Annotated in this window: 21 protein-coding genes and 1 other annotated feature; of the genes, 18 read left to right on the top strand and 3 right to left on the bottom strand. The window is 34.8% G+C overall.

Going from position 1 to position 23,025, the window contains the following annotated elements:
- The 6 genes from J6D32_RS08045 to J6D32_RS08020 all read left to right on the top strand — a co-directional run.
- Window positions 1-387 (top strand): hypothetical protein (locus J6D32_RS08045; RefSeq protein WP_287467523.1); only part of this gene is annotated, 387 nt, incomplete at its 5' end.
- Window positions 388-647: 260 nt separating this feature from the next.
- On the top strand, window positions 648-797 hold the full coding sequence (locus J6D32_RS08040; protein WP_009606727.1) for a hypothetical protein: 150 nt from the start codon (window positions 648-650) through the stop codon (window positions 795-797).
- Between the two features lie 210 nt (window positions 798-1,007).
- The gene (locus J6D32_RS08035) at window positions 1,008-1,856 is read left to right on the top strand and encodes an aminoglycoside 6-adenylyltransferase (protein ID WP_155061997.1); all 849 of its coding nucleotides are present in this window, start codon (window positions 1,008-1,010) and stop codon (window positions 1,854-1,856) included.
- A gap of 103 nt (window positions 1,857-1,959) precedes the next feature.
- Window positions 1,960-5,202, top strand: coding sequence for a DEAD/DEAH box helicase (locus J6D32_RS08030; RefSeq protein WP_009606731.1), 3,243 nt, complete (start codon window positions 1,960-1,962; stop codon window positions 5,200-5,202).
- 40 nt (window positions 5,203-5,242) lie between these two features.
- Window positions 5,243-5,454 (top strand) — a binding site (T-box leader).
- A 60-nt stretch (window positions 5,455-5,514) separates the two neighbouring features.
- Window positions 5,515-6,513, top strand: a complete 999-nt coding sequence (gene trpS / locus J6D32_RS08025; protein WP_006784859.1) for a tryptophan--tRNA ligase — start codon at window positions 5,515-5,517, stop codon at window positions 6,511-6,513.
- 522 nt (window positions 6,514-7,035) lie between these two features.
- Window positions 7,036-7,614, top strand: a complete 579-nt coding sequence (locus tag J6D32_RS08020) for a DJ-1/PfpI family protein (protein ID WP_006784860.1) — start codon at window positions 7,036-7,038, stop codon at window positions 7,612-7,614.
- Between the two features lie 210 nt (window positions 7,615-7,824).
- Here J6D32_RS08020 and J6D32_RS08015 read toward each other — a convergent pair whose 3' ends face one another.
- On the bottom strand, window positions 7,825-8,244 hold the full coding sequence (locus J6D32_RS08015; RefSeq protein ID WP_006784861.1) for a hypothetical protein: 420 nt from the start codon (window positions 8,242-8,244) through the stop codon (window positions 7,825-7,827).
- Between the two features lie 278 nt (window positions 8,245-8,522).
- On the opposite strand from J6D32_RS08015, the gene J6D32_RS08010 reads away from it, so the two are divergent.
- From J6D32_RS08010 to J6D32_RS07995, 4 genes are all read left to right on the top strand, one after another.
- Entirely contained in the window at window positions 8,523-9,905 is a 1,383-nt protein-coding gene (locus tag J6D32_RS08010) for a hydroxymethylglutaryl-CoA lyase-like TIM-barrel protein (protein ID WP_006784862.1), read from the top strand.
- A complete protein-coding gene (locus J6D32_RS08005) occupies window positions 9,896-11,815 on the top strand; it encodes an aconitate hydratase (RefSeq protein ID WP_006784863.1) in 1,920 nt (639 codons plus the stop codon). Before J6D32_RS08010 ends, J6D32_RS08005 begins: the two co-directional genes overlap by 10 nt.
- Window position 11,816: 1 nt before the next feature.
- Window positions 11,817-12,818, top strand: coding sequence for an isocitrate dehydrogenase (NAD(+)) (locus tag J6D32_RS08000; protein ID WP_006784864.1), 1,002 nt, complete (start codon window positions 11,817-11,819; stop codon window positions 12,816-12,818).
- A 139-nt stretch (window positions 12,819-12,957) separates the two neighbouring features.
- Complete coding sequence (locus J6D32_RS07995; RefSeq protein ID WP_006784865.1) at window positions 12,958-13,503, top strand: class I SAM-dependent methyltransferase; 546 nt, start codon at window positions 12,958-12,960, stop codon at window positions 13,501-13,503.
- Window positions 13,504-13,691: 188 nt separating this feature from the next.
- On the opposite strand, the gene J6D32_RS07990 is transcribed toward J6D32_RS07995, so the two are convergent.
- Window positions 13,692-14,432 carry a GNAT family N-acetyltransferase gene (locus J6D32_RS07990; RefSeq protein WP_009607502.1) on the bottom strand — a complete coding sequence of 247 codons (741 nt, stop codon included), beginning with the start codon at window positions 14,430-14,432 and terminating at the stop codon, window positions 13,692-13,694.
- A 258-nt stretch (window positions 14,433-14,690) separates the two neighbouring features.
- Here J6D32_RS07990 and J6D32_RS07985 point away from each other — a divergent pair, with 258 nt between their 5' ends.
- From J6D32_RS07985 to J6D32_RS07975, 3 genes are all read left to right on the top strand, one after another.
- A complete protein-coding gene (locus tag J6D32_RS07985) occupies window positions 14,691-16,142 on the top strand; it encodes a DUF4352 domain-containing protein (RefSeq protein ID WP_155061998.1) in 1,452 nt (483 codons plus the stop codon).
- A gap of 412 nt (window positions 16,143-16,554) precedes the next feature.
- Window positions 16,555-17,319, top strand: a complete 765-nt coding sequence (locus J6D32_RS07980; protein WP_129821704.1) for a class I SAM-dependent methyltransferase — start codon at window positions 16,555-16,557, stop codon at window positions 17,317-17,319.
- Between the two features lie 52 nt (window positions 17,320-17,371).
- Window positions 17,372-17,863, top strand: a complete 492-nt coding sequence (locus J6D32_RS07975; protein ID WP_155062000.1) for a GNAT family N-acetyltransferase — start codon at window positions 17,372-17,374, stop codon at window positions 17,861-17,863.
- On the opposite strand, the gene J6D32_RS07970 is transcribed toward J6D32_RS07975, so the two are convergent.
- Window positions 17,855-18,184 carry a hypothetical protein gene (locus J6D32_RS07970; RefSeq protein WP_155062001.1) on the bottom strand — a complete coding sequence of 110 codons (330 nt, stop codon included), beginning with the start codon at window positions 18,182-18,184 and terminating at the stop codon, window positions 17,855-17,857. The genes J6D32_RS07975 and J6D32_RS07970 overlap by 9 nt on opposite strands.
- A 402-nt stretch (window positions 18,185-18,586) precedes the next feature.
- Between J6D32_RS07970 and J6D32_RS07965 the strand changes: the two genes are divergently transcribed.
- From J6D32_RS07965 to J6D32_RS07945, 5 genes are all read left to right on the top strand, one after another.
- Complete coding sequence (locus J6D32_RS07965; protein WP_006785081.1) at window positions 18,587-19,030, top strand: PTS sugar transporter subunit IIA; 444 nt, start codon at window positions 18,587-18,589, stop codon at window positions 19,028-19,030.
- A gap of 83 nt (window positions 19,031-19,113) precedes the next feature.
- A complete protein-coding gene (gene agaV, locus J6D32_RS07960; protein ID WP_006785082.1) occupies window positions 19,114-19,590 on the top strand; it encodes a PTS N-acetylgalactosamine transporter subunit IIB in 477 nt (158 codons plus the stop codon).
- Between the two features lie 20 nt (window positions 19,591-19,610).
- Window positions 19,611-20,378: a PTS mannose/fructose/sorbose/N-acetylgalactosamine transporter subunit IIC gene (locus J6D32_RS07955; RefSeq protein WP_006785083.1), complete on the top strand. Its 768-nt coding sequence runs from the start codon at window positions 19,611-19,613 to the stop codon at window positions 20,376-20,378.
- Entirely contained in the window at window positions 20,368-21,186 is an 819-nt protein-coding gene (locus tag J6D32_RS07950) for a PTS system mannose/fructose/sorbose family transporter subunit IID (RefSeq protein ID WP_006785084.1), read from the top strand. Before J6D32_RS07955 ends, J6D32_RS07950 begins: the two co-directional genes overlap by 11 nt.
- Before the next feature lie 166 nt (window positions 21,187-21,352).
- The gene (locus tag J6D32_RS07945) at window positions 21,353-22,297 is read left to right on the top strand and encodes an IS30 family transposase (protein ID WP_262951499.1); all 945 of its coding nucleotides are present in this window, start codon (window positions 21,353-21,355) and stop codon (window positions 22,295-22,297) included.
- The last annotated feature ends 728 nt before the right edge of the window (window positions 22,298-23,025 follow it).

The raw sequence follows: 23,025 nt of genomic DNA, 5'->3' as shown, positions 1-23,025 counted from the left end.
GAGACTGAAAATAAAGGAACAACAGAATCAAAAGCTCCTGAAGCTCGACAAGAGACTGAAAATAAAGGAACAACAGAATCAAAAGCTCCTGAAGCTCGAAAAGAAACTGAAAATAAAGGAACAACAGAATCAAAAGCTCCTGAAGCTCGACAAGAGACTGAAAATAAAGGAACAACAGAATCAAAAGCTCCTGAAGCCCGACAAGAGACTGAAAATAAAGGAACAACAGAATCAAAAGCTCCTGAAGCTCGACAAGAGACTGAAAATAAAGGAACAACAGAATCAAGAGTTCCTGAAACTCAAAAAGAAGCTGAAAATAAAGGAAATCTAAAAGAGAATCAATCAGAGAATATTGCTGAAAAAGGTTCTAAAATTCAAGAAGACTAAGAATTTATCATTTTATTATATATAACCGACACTAAGAGGATGCCTCATTGAATTGGCATTCCTTTTTTTAATGCTAGAATTCTGAGTAGGAGACTTTCAAACTTGAAACCAATTTATTTTTTTACGAAAGGGTTAGAGCTTGAGTTTCGATAACGGATGATCGGAGTCAATTCGATACACAGAGATGAAGAACAGGACTTGCAACATAGGTGTTCTTTGCATATAGTATCATAGAACTATAGATTAGCTGAGGTGTTAGTATGAAAGAACAGAAAGTACACACATCCTCTTCACAACAAAAAATTATCCAGTCTTCGATTCATCACACATACCAATTAAAGTTAGGGGAAACTGAACAACAAAATAAAACGTATTTTGCAAGACTAAGAGGCTATCGCGATCGTAAATAAGGCATTAGCCTTTTTTTCTTTTCAACAGATATAAGATTTAAAAATTAGAAAATTAGACAATTCTCTAATTAATAGAATAATAAAAAAAAGAGAAGAACTGATTCAAATAAACACTCAAAAAAGTCAGCCAAACGGGAAAAATAAGAATTTTTGATTGACATGATAATTGCTAATTCAACATAAAATTTAATATAGGAAGGGGGGAGTCTAATGCTAGATCATCATTTATGGGATATTTATACGTATTGTATCATGGATGACTTGATCAGATGCCTAATTTTATATGAGAGACATGAGATTGCGACGGAACGGTTAGAATATAAATTTGTCATCTTCACTCCTAATATCTATAATTTTCTAAAAGACACGAATTGGTTAAAGCAGCTTGGAAAAGTCTTTCATGCGGAATGTGAATATAAATTAAATGGGGACCACCCTATTTTACATTACTGTGCCGTTTATGAAATGGGATGGTCCGTCCAATTTTTGTTCATCTCAGATGATTTAAGTTTCAATTATTTAAAAGAAAAACGCATGAGGTTATTGATTGATAAGGATCATCAATTCAAAAAAGAGCAAATAAAATTAGAAGGAATAAAGTATGGAAAATGGTATGAATTACCTGATCAAATGGAGTTTATTCAGGTTATTGAGAAGTTTTATATCTTTTTATTAAAATCAGTTCGACTCATGAAGAATCATAATATGATTGAAATCTTAAAGATTGAGTCGGAAATATTAGAACCCATTGTGATTAGCTTGACACAATGGTTAAGCTATTGTGATGAGTTATTTACATTTGAGGAAGTAAATAACATTAAAAATTTAGTAACTGACGCAAAAAAAAACTTACCTTCTATGAGAGAAAAAAATGATTATAACCGTCTGAATACTTATTTAAATGTCGGTGAAAACTTAATTAATAATTATTCAGATATCATGGATTATGAAATGAATAATGCAAAGATCATCTATTTAAAAGAGACTCTTTTGACACAGTTACAGCATTTTTTAAATCATCAACAAACGGATAAAGGTAACTTAATTTGTCTATACTAATAAAACAGGATTTGACTTTTAAATTAATCGTGAACTTCCATTTATCTCTAGACTAATTTATGGTAAAATTAAGAGATAAGTTGTCGTAAGGAGAGTGATAGGCGTGAACTTAAATTTAAATATGATTAAAAGCATGGCTGCAAATCCAGCTGTTTTTTCACGTGCACAATCCTTTTATAACTTTGGAGCAACGATTAAATACTACATTATTTATGATAAGGTAGATGATTATCAAGTTTTTGCTGAAGTTATAGAAGATCCAGATTTATTTCATGTCCATTTGAATATTAATGAGCAGGGGAAAGTCACCCATCATATGTGTGACTGCGGAGGGTTTCATACAAAGTTTGGTTCATGTAAGCATGTAATTGCTCTTTTATTGCGTTTATATGACGATCAAATTAAAAATAGATTAGTGATTCATTCAGGGTTAAGCGAGGATGATGATCTCATTTCTAAAGTTTTAGATACATATGAAACAAATTTGACAAGTGAACTGAATTATGAAATGTATCCTCAACAAGTCACGATGTATCCTAAACTAGTGATTAATAGTCGTAATCAACCTTCTTTAGAAGTTAGTATGGGGATTACGAGACCGTATGTCATCAGAGATTTATATCGATTTGTTATTGACTTAGAATGTGAATGTATTATCTCTTATGGAAAAGAGTTAGAGTTTAAACATACGATGAATCATTTTGATGAACGGTCACGTCCCTTAGTGAAATTTATTTGGGATCGTGTTGTAGAAGATCGCGTCTATTTGAAACAATTTGGTTTATCACCAGGACAAGCACGTCAATTGTTTTTAACGCCGTCTAGTTTGGATACGTTTTATGACTTAAACTTACGTAAAACAATTGCTTGTAGTATTGAGTATTATAATTGTGAAACGATTACCCTTCATTCGAAAGAACCAGAAATTGAATTCCAAATTGAAGAAGAAGACAGTACTTATTATTTAAGACATAATTTAGGTCAATATCTAATCATTCGAGGACAAAATTATACCTATTTACTCCAAGAGCGAGAAATGTATCGCTGTCATGAAGAGTTTGTTCAAAATATTATTCCTTTACTTGAAAAAATGTCAGAAGCAACTTCATTTGGACTTAAAATTTCCAATGAAACGATGGGGAAATTTTTATCACTGGTTTTACCTAAAATTAAGCCTTACATTCGTGATACTGCACTTGAAGAACTCTATCAAAAATTTAAAGTCTATCCTCTAACCTTTGGTTTTTATTTAGATTCAGAGTTTAAAGGAAATATTGGATTACGTGTTCAGTATCGCTATGGCGATATTCATATCGATGCCAACCAACCGAATACGGAGGAAAGTAAGCAAATTCTTCGTGATGTTGTCAAAGAAGCCAAGGTGTTGGCAATGCTTGAAACGTTCCATTTTGAAAAAATACCTGGGGGAACCTATTTATTAAAAGATGAAGAAGCCACGTATACGTTTTTAACAGAAGGGATTAATGAACTTAGACAAATAGGGGAGGTCTATGCTTCAGAAACATTTAAAGGGATTAAAATTAAAGAACCCAAATCTTTATCTGTTGGAATCCGTTTGCAAAGTGAGTGGTTAAATGTTCATTTTGAAGATTTAGAATTTGACGCATCGGAATACAAAAAAATATTAGCGGCTTATCGCTTAAATAAAAAATATTTCCGACTAAAAGACGGATCATTTATTAACTTACAAAATGATTACGTTGAAACGTTGGCTTCCTTTGTCGACGATTTAAACTTAAAAGATAACGAATTTGGACAGGCAGAAGTGATGATCCCAAAATATCGTGCGCTTTATTTAGATCAACTCATTCAACATCACGAAACTTTGCATGCCGTGAGGGATGCTTCCTTTAAATCGATGGTCCGTGAATTTAAATTAGTCGAAGATGCCGATTTTATCGTGCCTGAACCTTTGCAAAAAACACTTCGTCGTTATCAAAAAACAGGGTTTAGGTGGATTAAAACCTTAGCTAAATATCAAATGGGCGGAATTTTAGCCGATGATATGGGACTTGGAAAAACCTTGCAAATTATTTCAGTTCTTTTATCTGAACAATCAGAAAGTACAAAACCCTCACTCATTGTGGCACCTAGTTCATTAATCTATAACTGGAAAAGCGAAATTGAGAAATTTGCGCCAAGTTTAAACGTATTAATTGTGACAGGAGAACCAACTGTCAGACAAGATTTAATTAATACCTCAACAGATTATGATGTTGTTATTACCTCTTACGACTTAATTCGCCGAGATATTGAAGTGTATGAAACACAACAATATCGCTTCTGTATTTTAGATGAGGCTCATTTTATTAAAAATCATACGACTCAAAATGCTAAGTCAGTGAAACGAATTCGAAGTGAAGTCCGTTTTGCCTTAACTGGTACGCCAATCGAGAATTCATTAGCAGACTTATGGTCAATTTTTGACTTCATTCTTCCGGGATACTTTGGATCTTATTCACAGTTTAAGAAAAAATATGAAGCCCCAATCGTAAAACATCATCACTTACATTTATTAACTCGCATTCACCAACAAGTGGCTCCTTTTATCCTTCGTCGCTTGAAAAAAGATGTCTTAAAAGAATTACCAGATAAAATCGAAACAAACGTGTATTGTGAAATGGGAAAAACGCAGCGTGACTTGTACTATGCGATGCTATCTCAAATGAAACAAGAAATGCATCATGAAATTGAAGAAGTTGGGGTAGAACGTAGTCGAATTAAAATTTTAGCCTTATTAATGCGCTTACGCCAACTTTGCTGTCATCCGTCACTTTATCTTGAAAATTATCGTGGTGAAAGTGCGAAACTAAATTTATGTATGCAGTTAGTTCAAGATTGTATTGCATCAGGTCATAAGGTTTTAATTTTCTCGCAATTTACCTCGATGTTAGAGATTTTAGGGCGTGAGCTTAAAGCTAAAGAAATTAAATTTTTAACCTTAACAGGCGCAACCAAAACAAGTGATCGTTTAGCTTTAACGGAGCAATTTAATCAAGACGATACGAAAGTCTTCTTAATTTCATTAAAAGCAGGTGGAACAGGACTTAATTTAACAGGGGCAGATGTTGTGATTCACTATGACCCATGGTGGAACATGAGTGCTCAAAATCAGGCAACTGACCGAGCTCACCGTTTAGGACAAGATAAAACAGTTCAAGTCTTTAAATTAATGGTTAAAAATACAATTGAAGAACGAATTCAAGTGTTACAGGAACAAAAACGTGATTTAACCGAAGCCATTGTCAAAGAAGGGGAAACGTTTATTAGTAAACTTTCAACAGAAGAATTAAGTGCTTTATTTGAAGAACACCATGATTTTTAATTGACAAGATGAATGGTAAAGTCATACAATAAAAATATATAATAAACCTTTGATTGAGAAATAGTAGTTCGTCATCTGATTTTACAGAGAGTCGATGGTTGGTGGAAATCGATAAATCAAGCGAATGAATGGGCTCATGAGTGGAACCTGAATGTGAAAGTAGGGAACTCGGATTCTTCCGTTATCAAGACTAAAGTGGATAAATTAAGTTTATCTATTGAGGTGGCACCGCGGTAATATATCGTCCTCTATCTATGTGTACATAGGTAGAGGACTTTTTTTGTTCTCTACCATTAATAAGGAGTGAAAATTATGTCAAGAATTTTATCAGCAATTCAACCATCTGGAACTTTAACAATCGGAAACTATTTAGGGGCATTAAAAAACTTTGTTAAATTACAAGATGAACATGAGTGTTTTTTCTTTATCGTGGATCAACATGCGATTACTGTCCCTCAAGATCGCTTAGAATTACGTAAGAAGATTAAAGAATTAACGGCCTTATATTTAGCGTGTGGCCTAGACCCAGAAAAAGCAACAATTTTTGTGCAATCTGAAGTTCCAGCCCATACACAACTAGCATGGATGTTAACCTGTAATACGTCAATGGGTGAACTTGAACGTATGACACAATTTAAAGATAAATCGCAAAAACAAAGTGCAAAAGGACAAGGAATTGGTGTTGGCTTATTTATGTATCCTGTTTTAATGGCAGCTGATATTTTATTATATGATGTAGATTTTGTCCCTGTTGGAGATGATCAAAAACAACATTTAGAATTAACCAGAGATCTTGCAGAACGTTTTAATAATCGATTTGGAGAAACGTTTAAAATTCCTGAGCCTTTAATCGCTAAAACAGGTGCTCGTATTATGTCTTTACAAGAGCCAACCAAAAAAATGAGTAAATCAGATGATAACGCCCGTAACTTTATCTTAATGACAGATGAACCAAATGTTATTCGTAAAAAAATCAAATCAGCGATGACAGATTCAGATGGTATCATTGCCTTTGATCGCGAGAACAAACCAGGCATTTCAAACTTATTAGAAATTTATTCAACCATTACAGGAGAAAGTATTGACTCATTAGTCGCTCGCTATGATGGAGCAGGTTATGGAACATTTAAATCTGATTTAGCAGAGGTCGTAGTTGCAGAACTTGAACCCATTCAACAACGTATGAAAGAATTATTAAATTCTCCAATCATTGATGAAGTATTGGATCGTGGAGCCGAAAGAGCAAACCAATTAGCGTTTAAAAAAGTGAAAAAAGCAGAACATAAAATGGGATTAGGTCGTAAAAAATAATCTTTTCTAAACGAATGATAGGCGAGATGCACCGTAAATGTTCGATTTTAAATCGGATATTTACGGTGCTTTTTTCATGACTTCACATTAAACATCAAGAACCTTAACAGCTACTTCTCTTGTAAAGTAATATGGAGTTACATATGATGATAAATTGACAATAAATAGAAATAATGACAAAAATATAATCATGAAATTAAATAAAAATTGGCTGCTAGGCATTCAAAAATGAATCCCTAGCAACCAATCGGCAACTTCATATTTAGTTACAGCTTTTAGGGCCTACCATTTTTGATGGGGCTTGGATTGATGAATGGGATGAAACTTCAAGATATCACTTTTTTTGATAAATCAAAGAAAATAAGTAGCAAATTTTATCGAAACATTGAATAATTCTCGAATCTTGAGGTCTTTTAAGAGATGAGATGGCCATCAAACGTTGACATTTAAAAGGCATTTACTCTACAATGAAATTAATGACCTCAAAAAGAGGATAAATTTAACAATGTTAAGGGGATTTCAATGGGGAAGATTTTAATATTCATGTTTGAAGGAATGGCAGATTATGAAGTAACCTTTATCAGTCATCTTCTGCACGCTGATGCAGGAAAAGAAATCATGACAATTGCGTATACCGACGATGCAGTTGAGGGACAATCAGGCCTTCATTATCAGCCACAATATACAGTCAAAGAAGTTTTAAAAGAAGACGTCGAAGGATTAATTTTATGTGGGGGATGGAATAACGATATTCGCTTAGAATTAGTCGAACTGATTCAACGTATTCATAAAGAACGGAAGCTATTAGCTGGAATTTGTAGCGCTGGAACGGTTATGCTTGCAAAAGCAGGGGTTTTAGATTACATGACTTATACCACGCCAATCAGTAAATGGAGTGCAGAAGAAGCCCTTTTTTATAATATGGACGATCCTTTTCCGCGTGAAAACTATGTTTCAAAACGCTTAGTACGTGATCGTCATGTCATTACAGCCCAAGGAATTGCATTTGTGGACTTTGCATTAGAAATATGCGCTTGGTTTAAATTGTTTCAGTCACAGCAAGAAAAGCATGAATTTTCAAAACTTGTCAAAGGTCATTAGTCTGATGCATCCCTGTATTTAATGATGATTTAATCTGCGACTCATCGTAGCCGATTTTACATGCTTTTATCTTGACCAGATATCCTTTTTTAGATAACTGCATTTATAAGCTTCTCCAAATAAAAATACATCATAAAAAGGTTGTAACAGCACAACCTTTTTATTTTGAACATAAAAAAAACTGCCGTCAAAAGGCAGGAACATAGGAATTTAAGGATAGCGATTTAATTTGATATATTCGCCATTAATCATGATTTCTTCTTCTTTATGAAACAATTGAATTGCTTTTTCACATGAAAGATAATAGTTTCCATTTAATGAACAAATTTTAAATCTATCAGAACCTAAGTGATTTTCCAACAGATTATCAAGAGACTTCATTTCGTTTAAGAACGATAAAGAAGCGTCATTTGATTTATGATATAAAGTTTGAAAGCTAAAATTTGAATCGTTGTTTAAAGTTGAAATCATCATTTCTGTTTCAACAAGGATTGAAATATCTGATTTCATATCATGATCATGATCAACGATTGTTGTTTGGTCATAAGCCGAAGCATCGACTGGTTTAGAACATCCAATCAATAAAACGCTAGAGGCAAATGCCGCAAATAACATTTGTTGTAATCTCATATAATTCCTCCATTGTTCAACTTTTTAGCGAACGTTATCTAATTTAACATATGATTTTTACATTGTAAACAGAAAAACTATAGTTTTTTTACATTTTTCGCACAAAAAAGTCTATTTCCAATCAGAATTCATGATGTATTCCCTTACATTTTAAAAAGAGAAGTCTAGATTTGTCCTGTTTTAATTTATCGATGCGAGGCTCTTCCCTTTGCGATAAAACGTGTTAAAATAGGCCTAAATACCTATATTTGGTAATTATTATTAAGGAGGGGAGCGCCTTGATTGAATATAATAAGCGTTCAAATTTAATGGAGGCCATTGAGTTTAATTATGTCTTAAACGATATAAAAGATGCCAATTTGTATCGAGATATTTATCCTTATTCAGAAATCCCTAAAGTGACGTTTAATCATACCCGCGTACCAATCCATATGCCAGATGAAATCTTTATAACGGATACATCATTTCGAGACGGACAGCAATCAAGAGCACCGTATACCGTTGATCAAATTACAACGTTATATCAAATGCTTCATCGACTAGGTGGGCCACAGGGAAAAGTACGTCAAAGCGAATTCTTTTTATATTCTAAAAAGGATCGTGAAGCCGTTTATCGTTGTTTAGAGCTCGATTATGAATTTCCAGAAGTCACGTCTTGGATTCGAGCGAATAAAGACGACTTTAAGCTCGTTAGAGAAATAGGACTAAAAGAAACTGGAATATTACTCTCTTGTTCTGATTATCATATTTTTAAAAAATTAAACATGACACGAAAGCAGGCCTTTGATCACTACTTAGGAATTGTTAAACAAGCTTTAGACGTAGGAATTATACCTCGTTGTCATTTCGAAGATATTACACGAGCTGATTTTTATGGTTTTGTTGTTCCTTTAGCAATGGCTTTAAGACAATTAAGTGAAGAAAGTCAAACACCGATCAAAATAAGAGCTTGTGACACCATGGGGTATGGTGTGACCTATCCAGGAGCAGCACTTCCACGTTCTGTTCAAGGAATTATCTTTGGATTAAACCACCATGCACATTTTCCAAGCGAATGGATTGAGTGGCATGGACATAATGATTTTTACAAAGCGGTGAATAATTCATCAAATGCCTGGCTGTACGGTGCATCAGGAGTTAACTGTACAATGCTTGGAATTGGAGAACGAACGGGTAACACGCCACTTGAAGCAATGGTTTTTGAATATGCTTCCTTACGTGGCACACTAGATGGGATGGATCCGACCGTCATCAGTGAGATTGCCTCTTATTACGAACATGAAATTGGACTGAAGATTAGTCCAAGCACCCCTTTTGTCGGAAAAAATTTCAATGTAACACGAGCAGGTATTCATGCAGATGGTTTACTAAAAGATGAAGAGATTTATAACATTTTTGACACCAACAAGTTTTTAAATCGACCACCACTCGTTGCCATTTCTGCTCATTCTGGATTAGCAGGCATTGCTCATTGGATTAACACTTATTATCAATTAACGAAAGAACAGCAAGTTAATAAAAGTTCAAAAATCGTAACGCAATTAAAAGAATATGTGGATCATGAGTTTGAACAGGGGCGAATCGGAATCATATCTGATCAAGAACTCGATGATTACATCCATTTTTTAAAAAATGAAGTGGGGGAATATTTATGGGATTAACCATGAGCCAAAAAATCATTCATAACCATTTAGTATCAGGTAAATTGAAAAAAGAAGAAGAAATCGGCATTCAGATTGATCAAACGTTAACACAAGACTCAACTGGAACCATGACTTATTTACAATTAGAAGCCATGAACATCGATGAAGTCAAAACAAAGCGTTCAGTCGCTTATGTCGATCATAATTTATTACAAGTTGGATTTGAAAATGCAGACGATCACAAATATTTGCAAACCGTAACAAATCGATATGGCATTTACTTTTCAAAACCCGGAAATGGAATTTGTCATCAAGTACATCTTGAACGATTTTCAGTTCCAGGTCAAACTTTAATTGGAAGTGATTCTCATACACCAACATGTGGAGCCGTTGGGATGTTAGCCATTGGAGCGGGAGGATTAGATGTTGCAAAAGCAATGGCAGGTGTTCCTTATTATTTTAAAATGCCAAAGATGGTTAATATTAAGTTAAGTGGAACCTTACAGCCAGGATGCAGTGCTAAGGATATCATACTAGAAGTTTTACGTCGACTGACAGTTAAAGGTGGCGTTGGAAAAATCCTTGAATACACGGGAAGTGGCGTTTGTAACTTAAGTATTCCCGAGCGTGGAACCATTACCAATATGGGAGCAGAACTTGGAGCTACAACCTCAATTTTTCCAAGTGATGCAACAACGAAAGAATTTTTAAAAGCGCAAAATCGCCTTGAAGATTATCATGAATTATCACCAGACGAGGATGCTCATTATGATGAAGTGTATGAGATTAACTTAGATGAACTCAAACCGCTTATTGCCTGTCCTCATTCTCCAGATGCTGTTCGCACGGTTGAAGAAGTGGGGACTATCAAAGTAGATCAAGTAGCAATTGGAAGTTGTACAAATGGTTCCTATCAAGATCTCATGAAAGTCGCGACCATCTTAAAAGGAAAGACGGTTCATCCTGATGTCAGTTTAGTCATTTCACCGGGGTCAAAACAAGTATTGACGATGCTTGCTAAAAATGGAGCACTAGCTGATATCCTTGCAAGTGGGGCTAGATTATTAGAGTCTGGATGTGGACCGTGTATTGGAATGGGACAATCACCGGCAACAAATGCAATCAGTTTAAGAACGTTTAACCGTAATTTTTATGGACGTTGTGGCACCTTATCTGCTAATGTCTACCTTTGTTCACCTGAAACAGCTGCCTATTCTGCTCTTGCCGGAGTCCTAATCAATCCAATGAATGAAAAACTAGGTATTTCACAGCCTGATTCTTTTGAAATCAATGATTTATCTATTATTTCACCTAACAAACAAGGAGACATCAAAAGAGGACCGAATATTAAACCATTTCCTTTGAATGAACCTTTATCTGCTTATCTAACTAAAAAAGTTTTAATTAAAGTAGGGGATCATATCACAACCGATCATATTATGCCCTCAAATGCTAAACTGCTACCGTATCGGTCAAACATTCCCTATTTAAGTCAGTACTGCTTTCAAACCGTTGATGAAACCTTTGCAACCCGAGCAATGAGTGAAAAAGGTGGATTTATTATCGCGGGGCTTAATTATGGACAAGGCTCATCAAGAGAGCATGCTGCGCTCGTTCCCTTGTATTTAGGCATCAAAGGGGTTATTGCGAAATCATTTGCCCGAATTCATCGATCAAATCTTATTAATTCGGGAATTTTGCCCCTTGAGTTTGTTGAAGATAAAGATTATGATCAGATGAATCAAAATGACGTTTTAGAATTAAAAGATTTAACTCATCTGGTGACACAGGCACAACCATTGGTGATGGTTTATAATGTCACGCAAAACCGCTATATTAAAACAAGACTCTTATTATCAAAGAGAGAACGTAAAATGATTCTTGCGGGTGGAGCCATTAATTTGATTAAGCAAGAAAGGGGAGAGTAAAATGAGAGTCGTCACGTTAATTCCTGGTGATGGAATTGGACCTGAAATTAGTGAGGCAGTTGTTAAAATTTTTGAAGCTGCTAAAGTGCCAATTGAATGGGAGATTGTTCAAGCTGGAGCTCATGTGATGGAAGTTGAAAAAACACCATTACCACGTGCTGTCATTGATTCCATTGAAAAAAATAAGGTGGCGTTAAAAGGTCCGATTACAACTCCAATTGGATTTGGATTTCGCAGTGTCAATGTTACACTTCGGCAAACGTTCAATTTATATGCCAACATTCGTCCAATTAAATCCATCAAAGGCATTACTTCACGGTATGAAAATATTGATTTAGTAGTTGTGCGAGAAAACACCGAAGATTTATATGCTGGCATTGAACATCAAATCGGCGATGTGGCAGCTGAAAGCATTAAGATTGTCACGAAAAAGGCTAGTGAACGAATTGCAAAAGTAGCCTTTGATTTAGCGATTAAACAACATCGCAAGCTGGTGACAGCTGTTCATAAAGCAAACATTATGAAATTAAGTGATGGATTATTTTTAGACTGTGTTCGAAAGATTAAAGCGGACTATCCATCAATTGATTATCATGAACAAATTGTGGATGCAATGTGTATGAACTTAGTGATGAATCCTCAAAAATCGGATGTCTTAGTAATGGGAAATTTATATGGCGATATTTTATCAGATTTATGTGCCGGCTTGGTTGGCGGACTTGGATTAGTACCGGGAGCTAATTTAGGAGATGAAGTAGCCATTTTTGAAGCTGTTCATGGAAGTGCACCAGATATTGCAGGACAAAATATAGCAAACCCAACGGCTCTTTTACAATCTAGTATTTTGATGTTACGCCATTTGAATTTAAGTTCTTATGCCAATCAGATTGAAAAAGCAATGATGGCAGTTTATGAGGACGGTCTATATTTAACAAAAGACGTAGGTGGAGAAGCAACACTTTCTTCCTTTACTGAACAGATTATTGAAAAAATAATCAAATAATTATTGTATTTTTTGACATTTCGTGTCCTTTCTGTGTTATTATAGATGAAATAAATAACAAAATATGTTATAATTTCTAATAAATTGCATAAAGGGGTATTTATGTATTATTTAGAATAGGGCATTGGAGGCACACATAATGAAACAAGAGGATCAAATAAAGGAAGTCAAATGGGAGAATGATGAAACTTTAATTTGGAAAAATCCAGCAGAAGAAACGTATTATCTACGTAAACGTTGGGAACTTCGTAAGTTAGACCGTTTTTTAGATTTAGGATGTGCAACGGGGCGTCACGCCTTATTCTTTGCAGAAGATGGCTACACAGTGACGGCATATCAATCTAAAAATGATAGTTTGAGTGAATTATTAGAAAAAGTAAATGAGTTAGGTTTAGAAATGAAGTACGTTCATGGTCCATTAACGTCTCTTTCTTTATCAGATGAAAGTTTTGATTGTGTTTTAGCATACGATTGCTTACATGAATTAAATCAGGATGAAATGATTCAAGTCTTTAAGGAAGTATATCGTATTTTGAAAGTAGGAGGCGAATGTTACATGACATTGCCAAATACCTTCCTTTCAAAAAAGCTGATTCAAAATTTTAGTGTGATCTCGTATAAGAAGGTGACAACTTTCACGCAAAATAACGGATCTGAATGTTACCATTTACTCTTAAAAAAATAAAAAGTAAAAGAGCCTCTTTCTAAAGAAGGCTCTTTTTACATCGGGTGATAGGGGAAGTAGGAGAGGTTTGGTTTGTTTTTTAGATGAAGAGAAAACAAGTTCACTCCCTCTCATTCGATTAATGATTCAAAGAAATTAAAAAACGCGCTATTACTAATCATTAGCGTATTTTTTTTGAGGATTAGAAGTTATGGACGTTTAAAGAAATAGTCTGTTCGCTGTGCAATTTTATGAAAGCCCAGTTTTTGATACATGTCTTTTGCTGTATCCTCTTCATCTGTGACTAAATAGATGAGCTGACAATTTTGTTGAATAGCTGTTTCAATCATAGATTTTAAAATAGCCGTTCCAAATCCTTGATGTTGATAGCATGGATTTACACCAAAATCTTCGATTTTAGCTATTTCATCATGAATAAATAAGTCACACTTTCCAATGGGATGACCTTTATAATAAGCGATATAGCAATCCACACCGTCGTTTGATAAGTATACATTTTTGCGTCGAGTCGCACGACGGACACAAAAATCATAACCTAAGGTTTGTTCATCATGAGCTAAATCACATGCGATTAAATCTGCCACAGTATCGATCTGTTTTAGTACCTCAATCACCAAATCATCTCGGTCTTTTAGATTTAAAACTTCTGTCCAATCGAATTGATAAACCCCCATTAAGCTAATCTCACCATTTGGGATAGAATCGATGGGAGGTTCATATGAAACGAGTTTACAAAAATCTTGTGTCTTAAAACAATCTAAGACTTCTTGAGTTATGATATTTGTTGAAATTTTTGGAAGATACGTATAATTATGATCATACATATCGAGTAGTTCGGAATCAGTAAATCGAATTCCATGAACAGTTTTGATTTCTTTTGAAAAACAACGGCTATAGGCCAATTCACAATGAATGATTTTATTGATCATTTTAAACGCTCCATTTCCTCTCATCTCAGACAAGTATAACATATAATGGAAAAAATAAAATAATTACCAATCTTAGAATTTTTGACAGTATCGTCAAATTGGTGACAAAACAATACGGCGAAAGAGATTTTACGAGATAATTAGCAAGGAATTCTTATCCTGATCTTTATATCACAATTGATTCTTATTTAGTAAACTCGAAGGTGTAAGGTATAATGAAGAAGATTAAAGTATTTCGGCAAAATGGGGGGAACAGCAATGCCAAATATCACCTCAATGTTTTTATTATTAGCTTTTATCTGTTTAATGACGGGAATCTTCAGTCCAGATATTGTAATTAAGTGGGGAATTCCACACCTGAAAAATCGTAAAAATATTCTTATTACCTTCAGTGGGGTAATCATAGGATGTTCTTTTTTATACGCATTAAATGAAAATCCAATGATTAGCGTCACTGAAGCAGCTAGCAGTACTCGCTCACAAAGCTCGAAGCCATTAGAAAAAGTGATTTATCAAATAGGTGAAGTGGGAACGTTGCATGAGACGACGCTTGAACTGAATAGTGTCAATCAAACAGAAGAAATTTTATCAATTAACATCGTTCTTCAAAACCATTCTGATGAGGTGTTAGCATATAATCCTTATCAATTTATTCTAAAAACAAATACAGGGGGAAGTTTGGTTCCAAACGTCGATGATGAGACCACCTTAAAGGCCGGGGAATTAGCACCGGGCGATGAAGTGAGTGGAACGTTGATTTATACCTATCCGCTAGATGAGGGATATTCATTCGAGTACCGACCAGTAGCAACCAATGCGTTAGCATCCATTACCTTTGATTTAGAAATTGAGGCATTACAGGTCGTCAGTCAGCCGAAAGTCATGGGAATTGGAGATATGGTCACAAATGAATCGATTGACTTACAGGTCACAAAGGTAGAACGCCTAAATAAAACAGAGTTGAGTACGCCAAAAAAAGGATACGAGTATGTAAAAGTAGACTTAATGTTAAAAAATAAGACTGACGATACGCTTATTTTTTTCCCGTATCATTTTGAACTAAGTGATCAATACAATCAAAAGCTTAAACCCATGACGTCTTTAATTGAAACGGAAAATTTATTAAAAATGACTGAAATCGTTAGTGGTGGGGTCATTGAGGGAAGTTTAATGTTTGAAATTCCTAAAAACGCTACAAATTTGATGCTTTATTATACACTTCCAACGCTATTTTCAAAAGAAACGCTCAGTGTTAATTTAGAATTAGAACATGAAGTCAAAAATACCTTAACCCCTTCGTTGTCATTTAATGAGAATTGGTTGTTCGGAGAACGACTCGTTCCTATTGAACTAGAAAACATGATTCTAACTGTTTTTTCATATGATAAAGTCAATGAAACAACTTATAGCAAAGCGAAAGATGGAAAATCATTTATTATCATCGATGTACAACTTGAAAATAGAAGTGAGACAGATAAAAACTATAGTGCCTATGATTTTAAATTATTAACGGATAAGGGTGAATTGATACTTCCTAGTTTAACGCTCATTGACAATGATCATGAATTTAAAAGTGGATCCTTGGCAATGGAATCATCAATAGAGGGACTTTTAATCTTTGAAGTAGATGACTTTGATACTCAATTATCCTTAATCTATTCTCCTAGTCAATGGGAACACTCACAAAAACTGGTGATTCCGCTATCATAAAATAAATCACACGCTTTTTACAATTTTCGCCATAAAAAGCGTGTCTTTTTTGTGTCCTAGGTGTATAATATGAATTAATACGGGGTGAGATGATGATTCAATTATTTTTGATTTAGATGGGACGCTTTAACCTTTAAGTGAAACAGGTTCAAATGCCAGGTCTGAAGTTTGATAAATCAGAGAATATTAAATTAATCAGGAAATATCATCACTTATAAGTACCTATTTATATAGGGGATACCGTAGGAGACTAGGAAACAGTAAAAGCAAATGATTTGCCATACTTCTTTGCAAGTTAAGGATTTGGAGCTGTTAAAAAATTTAACTTGTTTAGGTGATTTTGGAAGACATTAATAGTAACGTTGTAGGGGAAATACAACGAAATGAGTGCTTAATTAAGGGGATGAGAAAAATGAATAAAGGGTTATACGATTATTTAGTACAAGAAGAAAATCAGCCGTTAACAGGGTGGAACTTTGATTATTTAGAACGTTCAGGACGTATGGTTGAGTTTCCACTGAAGTGGCATTTACCAACGATTATTAAAGATTATTTTAAAGAGGCTCATTCGGTGTTAGATATGGGAACAGGTGGTGGCGAATTTTTATCATCCCTTGCTCCACTTCCAGCTAAAACAGTGGCAACAGAAGGATATGAACCCAATATTTCAGTAGCGAAAACATGTCTTGAGCCTCTTGGAGTATCGGTTGTTCACGCAAATAGTAATCAGATTTTACCACTTGAATCAAATCAATTTGATATTGTGATCAACCGTCATGAACCCTTTGATGCTTGTGAAGTCGCACGCCTCTTAAACGATGGTGGTGTGTTTATTACCCAACAAGTTGGGGGATTAAATGATTGTGAACTTAATCTTTGGTTAAACGCTGAGCCTTGCGAATTTTCAAATTGGAGCTTACGTACAGCCGTTAATGAGTTAAGAGAAGCTGGATTTCACATTGAAGTCGCAAAAGATGATATCAGTTTAACACGTTTTTATGATATTGGTGCCATTGTGTATTACTTAAAAGTCATTAATCAACAAGTCCCTAACTTTAGCGTAGAGAAATATTATGATCGATTAGAAATTATTCATCGACTAATACACGAAAAGGGTTACGTTGACATAACACGTCATCGATTTTTAATCGTCGCTAAAAAAGAAACTGATCAATAAGATCAGTTTCTTTTTTAGATTGATAAAAGTTACAGTAAAAGGGGGAGTTTTGATGATTCGTTATGCTAATTTAAAAGATGCAAAACGCATTGCCACCATTAATATTAATGGATGGAGAACGGCATATAAAGGCATTGTATCGGATGAAGAACTTGCCATTTTAGATGTTGAAAAAGCAACAAAAAATGTCAGAGAACGTCTCATAGCAAAACCTCATGAAATCATTGTTATTGAGAATGAAACTGAAATTGAAGGATTTATTGGATTTGGAACTGCTCGTGATGAAGATATTACCAAAACTTGTGCTGAAATTTATGCCGTTTATTTTGATGTAAAATATTATGGAAATGGTAGTGCCATAACGTTAATGAACTGGGTTTTCAATCGATTAAAGGATGCCGGCTATCATGAAGTCATCCTCTGGGTTTTTAAAGATAATCATCGTGCTAGGCGATTTTATGAGAAGATGGGATTTACAATCTTAACTAAAGAAAAATGGTATAAAGAAGAAGCGCTTGAATATCGTTTGAAACGATTATTGTAAATCTTTTGCCATCTTTTTAAAGAGAATCCATTCATGATTTAGGCGGACGTAAACATAATCATCATCAAATTTTAGATACGGTGTGCCAACGGTTCCAAAGTTTGCTTCACCGTTTTGAGTGGGAGTAGAAGTTGAGGTCACGGTCGAGGTTATTTCTGCGTATCGTTCGCTCTTTTTAAGACGAATCAATTCGATATTCAACATGACAACTTCTTCGGTTGTGACATATAAATGACCTTCGACCATGAGTGTGTGTTCCCACTTAGACGAATAGCAACCGGTTAATACGAAAATCATCAGTAAGATAGCTAGTTTTTTCATCGAATTTCATCCTCCCAGATTATATTATCTTTATGATGGCTTGGGTGTTTTGTTTTTATACAAGGTGCTATCATAATCACAATCAAGCGTCAGTTTCATTTTTGAAAGGCTAAGAGATGTCATAAAATACAGACAAAAAGGAAAGCGAAAGCTTTCTTTTTTTCTCTATTTGTACAAATAAAACGTTTATCAAATGCCAGGATGGCATATATTTTATGACATTTATTGCATAGGCTTTAAGGTAGTCCTAGTAAAAAGAGAGGAACTTCATTATTAGAAAACGTCTATTTGGATTTTTTTGACTTCAATATAGACGAATTATCGTAAGGCACCTAATTATATTGAGATTGTGTAAGCGATATCGTAAACTAAGGGTGTAGCGACGAAGAGGAGGAAGAGAAAGTGAAAAATGTGATGATACTAACAGGGCATGGGGAATATGCCAAGGGAATACGAAGTAACTTAACCTTCATTGCAGGAGAAAATGAAGATTTATATGCGGTCGATTTCCTCATTGATGATACTGAGGAAACGTTAAAAGCGAAGTTTAAACAGATTTTAGATGAAACAGTAGGGGCAAATTATGTGTTTATTTGTGACTTGCTTGGAGGAACACCCTTTCGATGTGCAGCAGGCCTTAGCCAACAGCAACCAGGAATCGAGGTTGTATGTGGGATTACAACTGGATCTTTAATGGAGGCCTTATTTTTAAAAGATACGATGTCAATTGAAGAGTTAGCACAATCATTAGTCAATAAAAGTCATGAATCTTGTGTTCGATTCGAGATGATTAATAAAGTCAAAACTGCATCAGATAATCTTGAGAGTGAGCAAGATGGAATTTAACAATCTGACCTTAAAAAGGAATAATCTGTAATAATAAGAATATATTTTTTATGTAAGCGTTATAAAAATAGGGGGAATTAGTAATGCCAAACATTTTATTAACACGAATTGATAACCGTTTAATTCATGGACAAGTTGCAACACAATGGTCAAAAATCGTAGGAGCTAACTTATTGTTAGTGGCAAACGATGAAGTAGCACATGATGAATTTAGACAAAGTTTGATGGATATGGCTGCACCATCATTTGCCCAAACACGCTATTTCACCATTGATAAAACAATCAATGTCATTCATAAAGCAAGTGACTCACAACTTATCTTCTTAATTTGTGAAACACCTCAAGATGTTTTACGACTTGTAAAAGGAGGAGTTCCAATTAAGAAGGTGAACATCGGAAACATGCATATGGCAGAAGGTAAACACCAAGTAACCAAAGCTGTTTGCGTGGATGAATCGGATATCCAAGCCTTTAAAGAATTAAAAGAGCTTGGAGTTGAACTTGAAATCCGCAGAGTTCCTAGTGAATCTGCTGATGATATAAACAAACTATTTAATTAGTTTAGTTAGGGGGAAAGGAAATGGAACTTAATGCGTTTCAAATGTTACTTATCGTAATTGTTACGATGGTAGCTGCGATCGACCAGTTCAACTTCCTTGAGTCATTGTATCGCCCAATCGTAGTTGGACCAGTTATCGGGTTAATTATGGGTGATTTGACAACAGGACTTGCAATTGGGGCTTCATACGAATTAATGATGATTGGTGCCATGCCAGTCGGAGGGGCACAACCACCTAATGCTGTTATCGGGGGAGTTATGGCAACGGTGTTTGGTATCAGTTTAGGATTAGATGTAGATGCAGCATTACCACTTGCGATTCCGTTTGCATTACTCGGACAATATGCTGTAACGATTCTCTTTACAGCTATGTCACCATTAATGCATAAAGCGGACCAATGTGCTGAAAATGCAGATACAAAAGGAATTGATCGTATCAACTACTTAGCGATGGGAGCTTTGGCGTTATTATTTGCCCTGATCGTATTAGCTGGTATGGCATTCGGTAGTGCAGTCGGTGAACAATTAACAACCTTATTACCTGATTGGGTATGGACTGGATTATCTGCTGCTGGTAAAATGATGCCTGCTCTTGGATTCGCAATTCTACTTCGCGTAATGTTAAGCAAAGAGTACTTAATGTTCGTCTTCTTAGGATTCATCCTAGTAGCTTACTTACAATTACCACTATTAGCAGTTGCAATTTTAGGTGTTATTGTTGCTGTTTATGACTTCCAAATGAGCACTAAAAATAAATCTCAAAGGGTGGTGAGCAGTGATGGCATCTAATGGATTAACTTATGTCGATCGAAAAGAGGCGCCACAATTAAGTAATAAAGACTTAAATAAAATGGTCTGGCGTTCTTTATTCTTACAAGCTTCATTTAACTATGAACGTATGCAAGCTGGTGGATGGTTATACAGTATCTTGCCAGGACTTAAAAAAATTCATACAAACAAAGATGATTTATCAGCTTCAATGAAACACAATCTTGAGTTTTTCAATACTCATCCATTCTTAATTACCTTCGTCATGGGAATCGTGCTTTCATTCGAACAGAAAAAAGCAGATATTCAAACCATTCGTGCAATGCGTGTAGCTGCCATGGGACCTCTTGGAGGAATTGGAGATGCCATCTTCTGGTTCACCTTACTTCCAATCGCTGCTGGGATCGGGGCTAACCTGTCTTTATCAGGAAGCATTATGGGACCTATTATCTTCTTAATTCTATTTAACGTTGTCCAATTTGCACTACGTTTTGGATTAATGCATTGGTCTTATAAAGTAGGACTTGAAGGAGTAAAAACTGTCACAAAATATGCGAAAGAATTTACTCGTTCTGCAACCATTCTTGGGGTAATTGTCGTAGGGGCTTTAATTGCATCTTATGTAGGAGTTCCAATTACGGCTGAAATTCCAAATGGGGAATCAGTTATTGTCGTTCAAGAAATTCTTGATGGAATTATGCCTTGTTTGCTTCCATTAGGCTTAACTTTTGGTCTATATGGCTTAGTTAAAAAAGGAGCTTCACCGCTTGTAAACATTGCTGTTCTTGTGGTTATAGGACTTTTAGGAGCAGCTATCGGATTGTTCTAAAGGATAAAATAAAAACACCGTGATTGGTTTAATTTGACCAGTCATGGTGTTTTTATTTTTGACAGATTGTAATATTAAGTGCGACACATAAAAAAAAAGCTCATAAATAGAATCTTTGTTATAGAATGAAGTTACCACACCCAATTCTTAACAAGGAGATCTATTTATGAGTTATAACCATCTTAACACATTTGAGCGTACACGTATAGAAGTGCTTTCAAAAATGGGTTATTCAGCGAGACAAATTGCGGTGCAATTAAATCGTCATCATTCAACGATTGCTCGTGAACTGAAACGAAATACTCAACAGACGTATCAGGCTGAGTTAGTAGATGAATTAGCTTGGAAACGTCGCTTATGTTGTCATCGTCCAGAGACGAAATCTGAAGAAGTCATTCAAACCATCCAACATTATTTAAAAATAACCTGGTCACCTGAACAAATTTCTAATACCGTTTTAAAGGGTGTTATTTCCTTTAAAACCATTTATCGTTGGATTTATGATGGAACGATTTTATTGGGAGATTTAAACTGTCTAAGACAAAAAGGAAAACGCCGAAAACCTCGAGAAACACGCGGACGATTTAACATTGGAACCTCGATTCATCAACGTCCTAAAGAAGTCAAAAACCGTGAAACGTTTGGGCACTGGGAGTTGGATACCGTTGTTTCAAGTCGTGGGAAAAGTAAAGGTTGTTTAGCCACCTTTGTTGAACGTCAAACACGCTTTTATGTGGCTGTAAAAATAGACAATCGCTCGGCTTTAGAAATGTACCGATCAATTAGTGAGTTATATGAACATTTTCCTAAAGATACCTTTAAAACTTATACCGTTGATCGAGGAAAAGAGTTTGCTTGTTATTCCAAAGTAGAAGCTGATTTAAAGGTTCCTGTTTACTTCGCAGATGCCTATTCGTCTTGGCAAAGAGGCAGTAATGAAAATGCCAATGGTCTTCTTCGAGAATTTTTCCCGAAGAAGACAGACTTAGCACGAGTCAGTGATGAAGAGATTGATGAGGCACTCTGCCTCATTAATCATCGACCACGAAAATGTTTAGGTTGGAAAACTTCATTCGAGCTATTTCATGAGAAACTGTCGCATTTGTATTGACAATTCGTCAATTAAAAACAACTTCCTTATTGATGACGCTTTTATATGTATAATATTCTTTTATTTTGACAACTTCATAAAGGTATCTCAGTATGTATTAAGAATAATAGATATATAAAACGATAGATTAAATCAATGTATCATTTAAAAGTTGAGATGAATCAAACATTCCAATAAATAAAAATACAACCTTTTAAAAGGTTGTATTTTTATTTACAAAGCCATTATATTTTATTAGTTAATAATGTATATGTAATTCTCATGTAAAAAGTAATGCTAATTTAGTTACATTTAGAAATGTATAATTTTATGAATTTTTATAAAAACCCTCCCTAAACTGAAACCGATGCGGGTAGTAGTATCTCTTTTTTTTAAAAGTGGATAGGTATTTGGGATCGGTATATACCTTCAAGAAATGAAGATGTATAGTGAAAATATACTAAATAATTTGCATTTTAAAATAGAATGTTACGGAAAACGCTTGTTTTTTGTGACATTTTGATTGTTTTGAAAAGAAAGGAAAAAGAGTACAATAGAATAGATATATGGGTAATTTTTAAAAAAGAGGGTGGAGTGCTATGCAAGGCATTAGGAAACATTTATTACAAGCTCAACATGATTTGAGAGGAAAGTGTGAACCAGCGAGTGAACTGATAGATAGACTTCGATCAGAAGGTAAAAGTATGGGAGAAATTGAGCAAGCATTATTGAATTTGAATCGTATTCAG

This window comes from Turicibacter sp., assembly GCF_017941855.1.
Taxonomy (GTDB): Bacteria; Bacillota_I; Bacilli_A; order MOL361; family Turicibacteraceae; genus Turicibacter; species Turicibacter sanguinis.
This window is presented reverse-complemented; position numbering and strand designations above follow the sequence as displayed.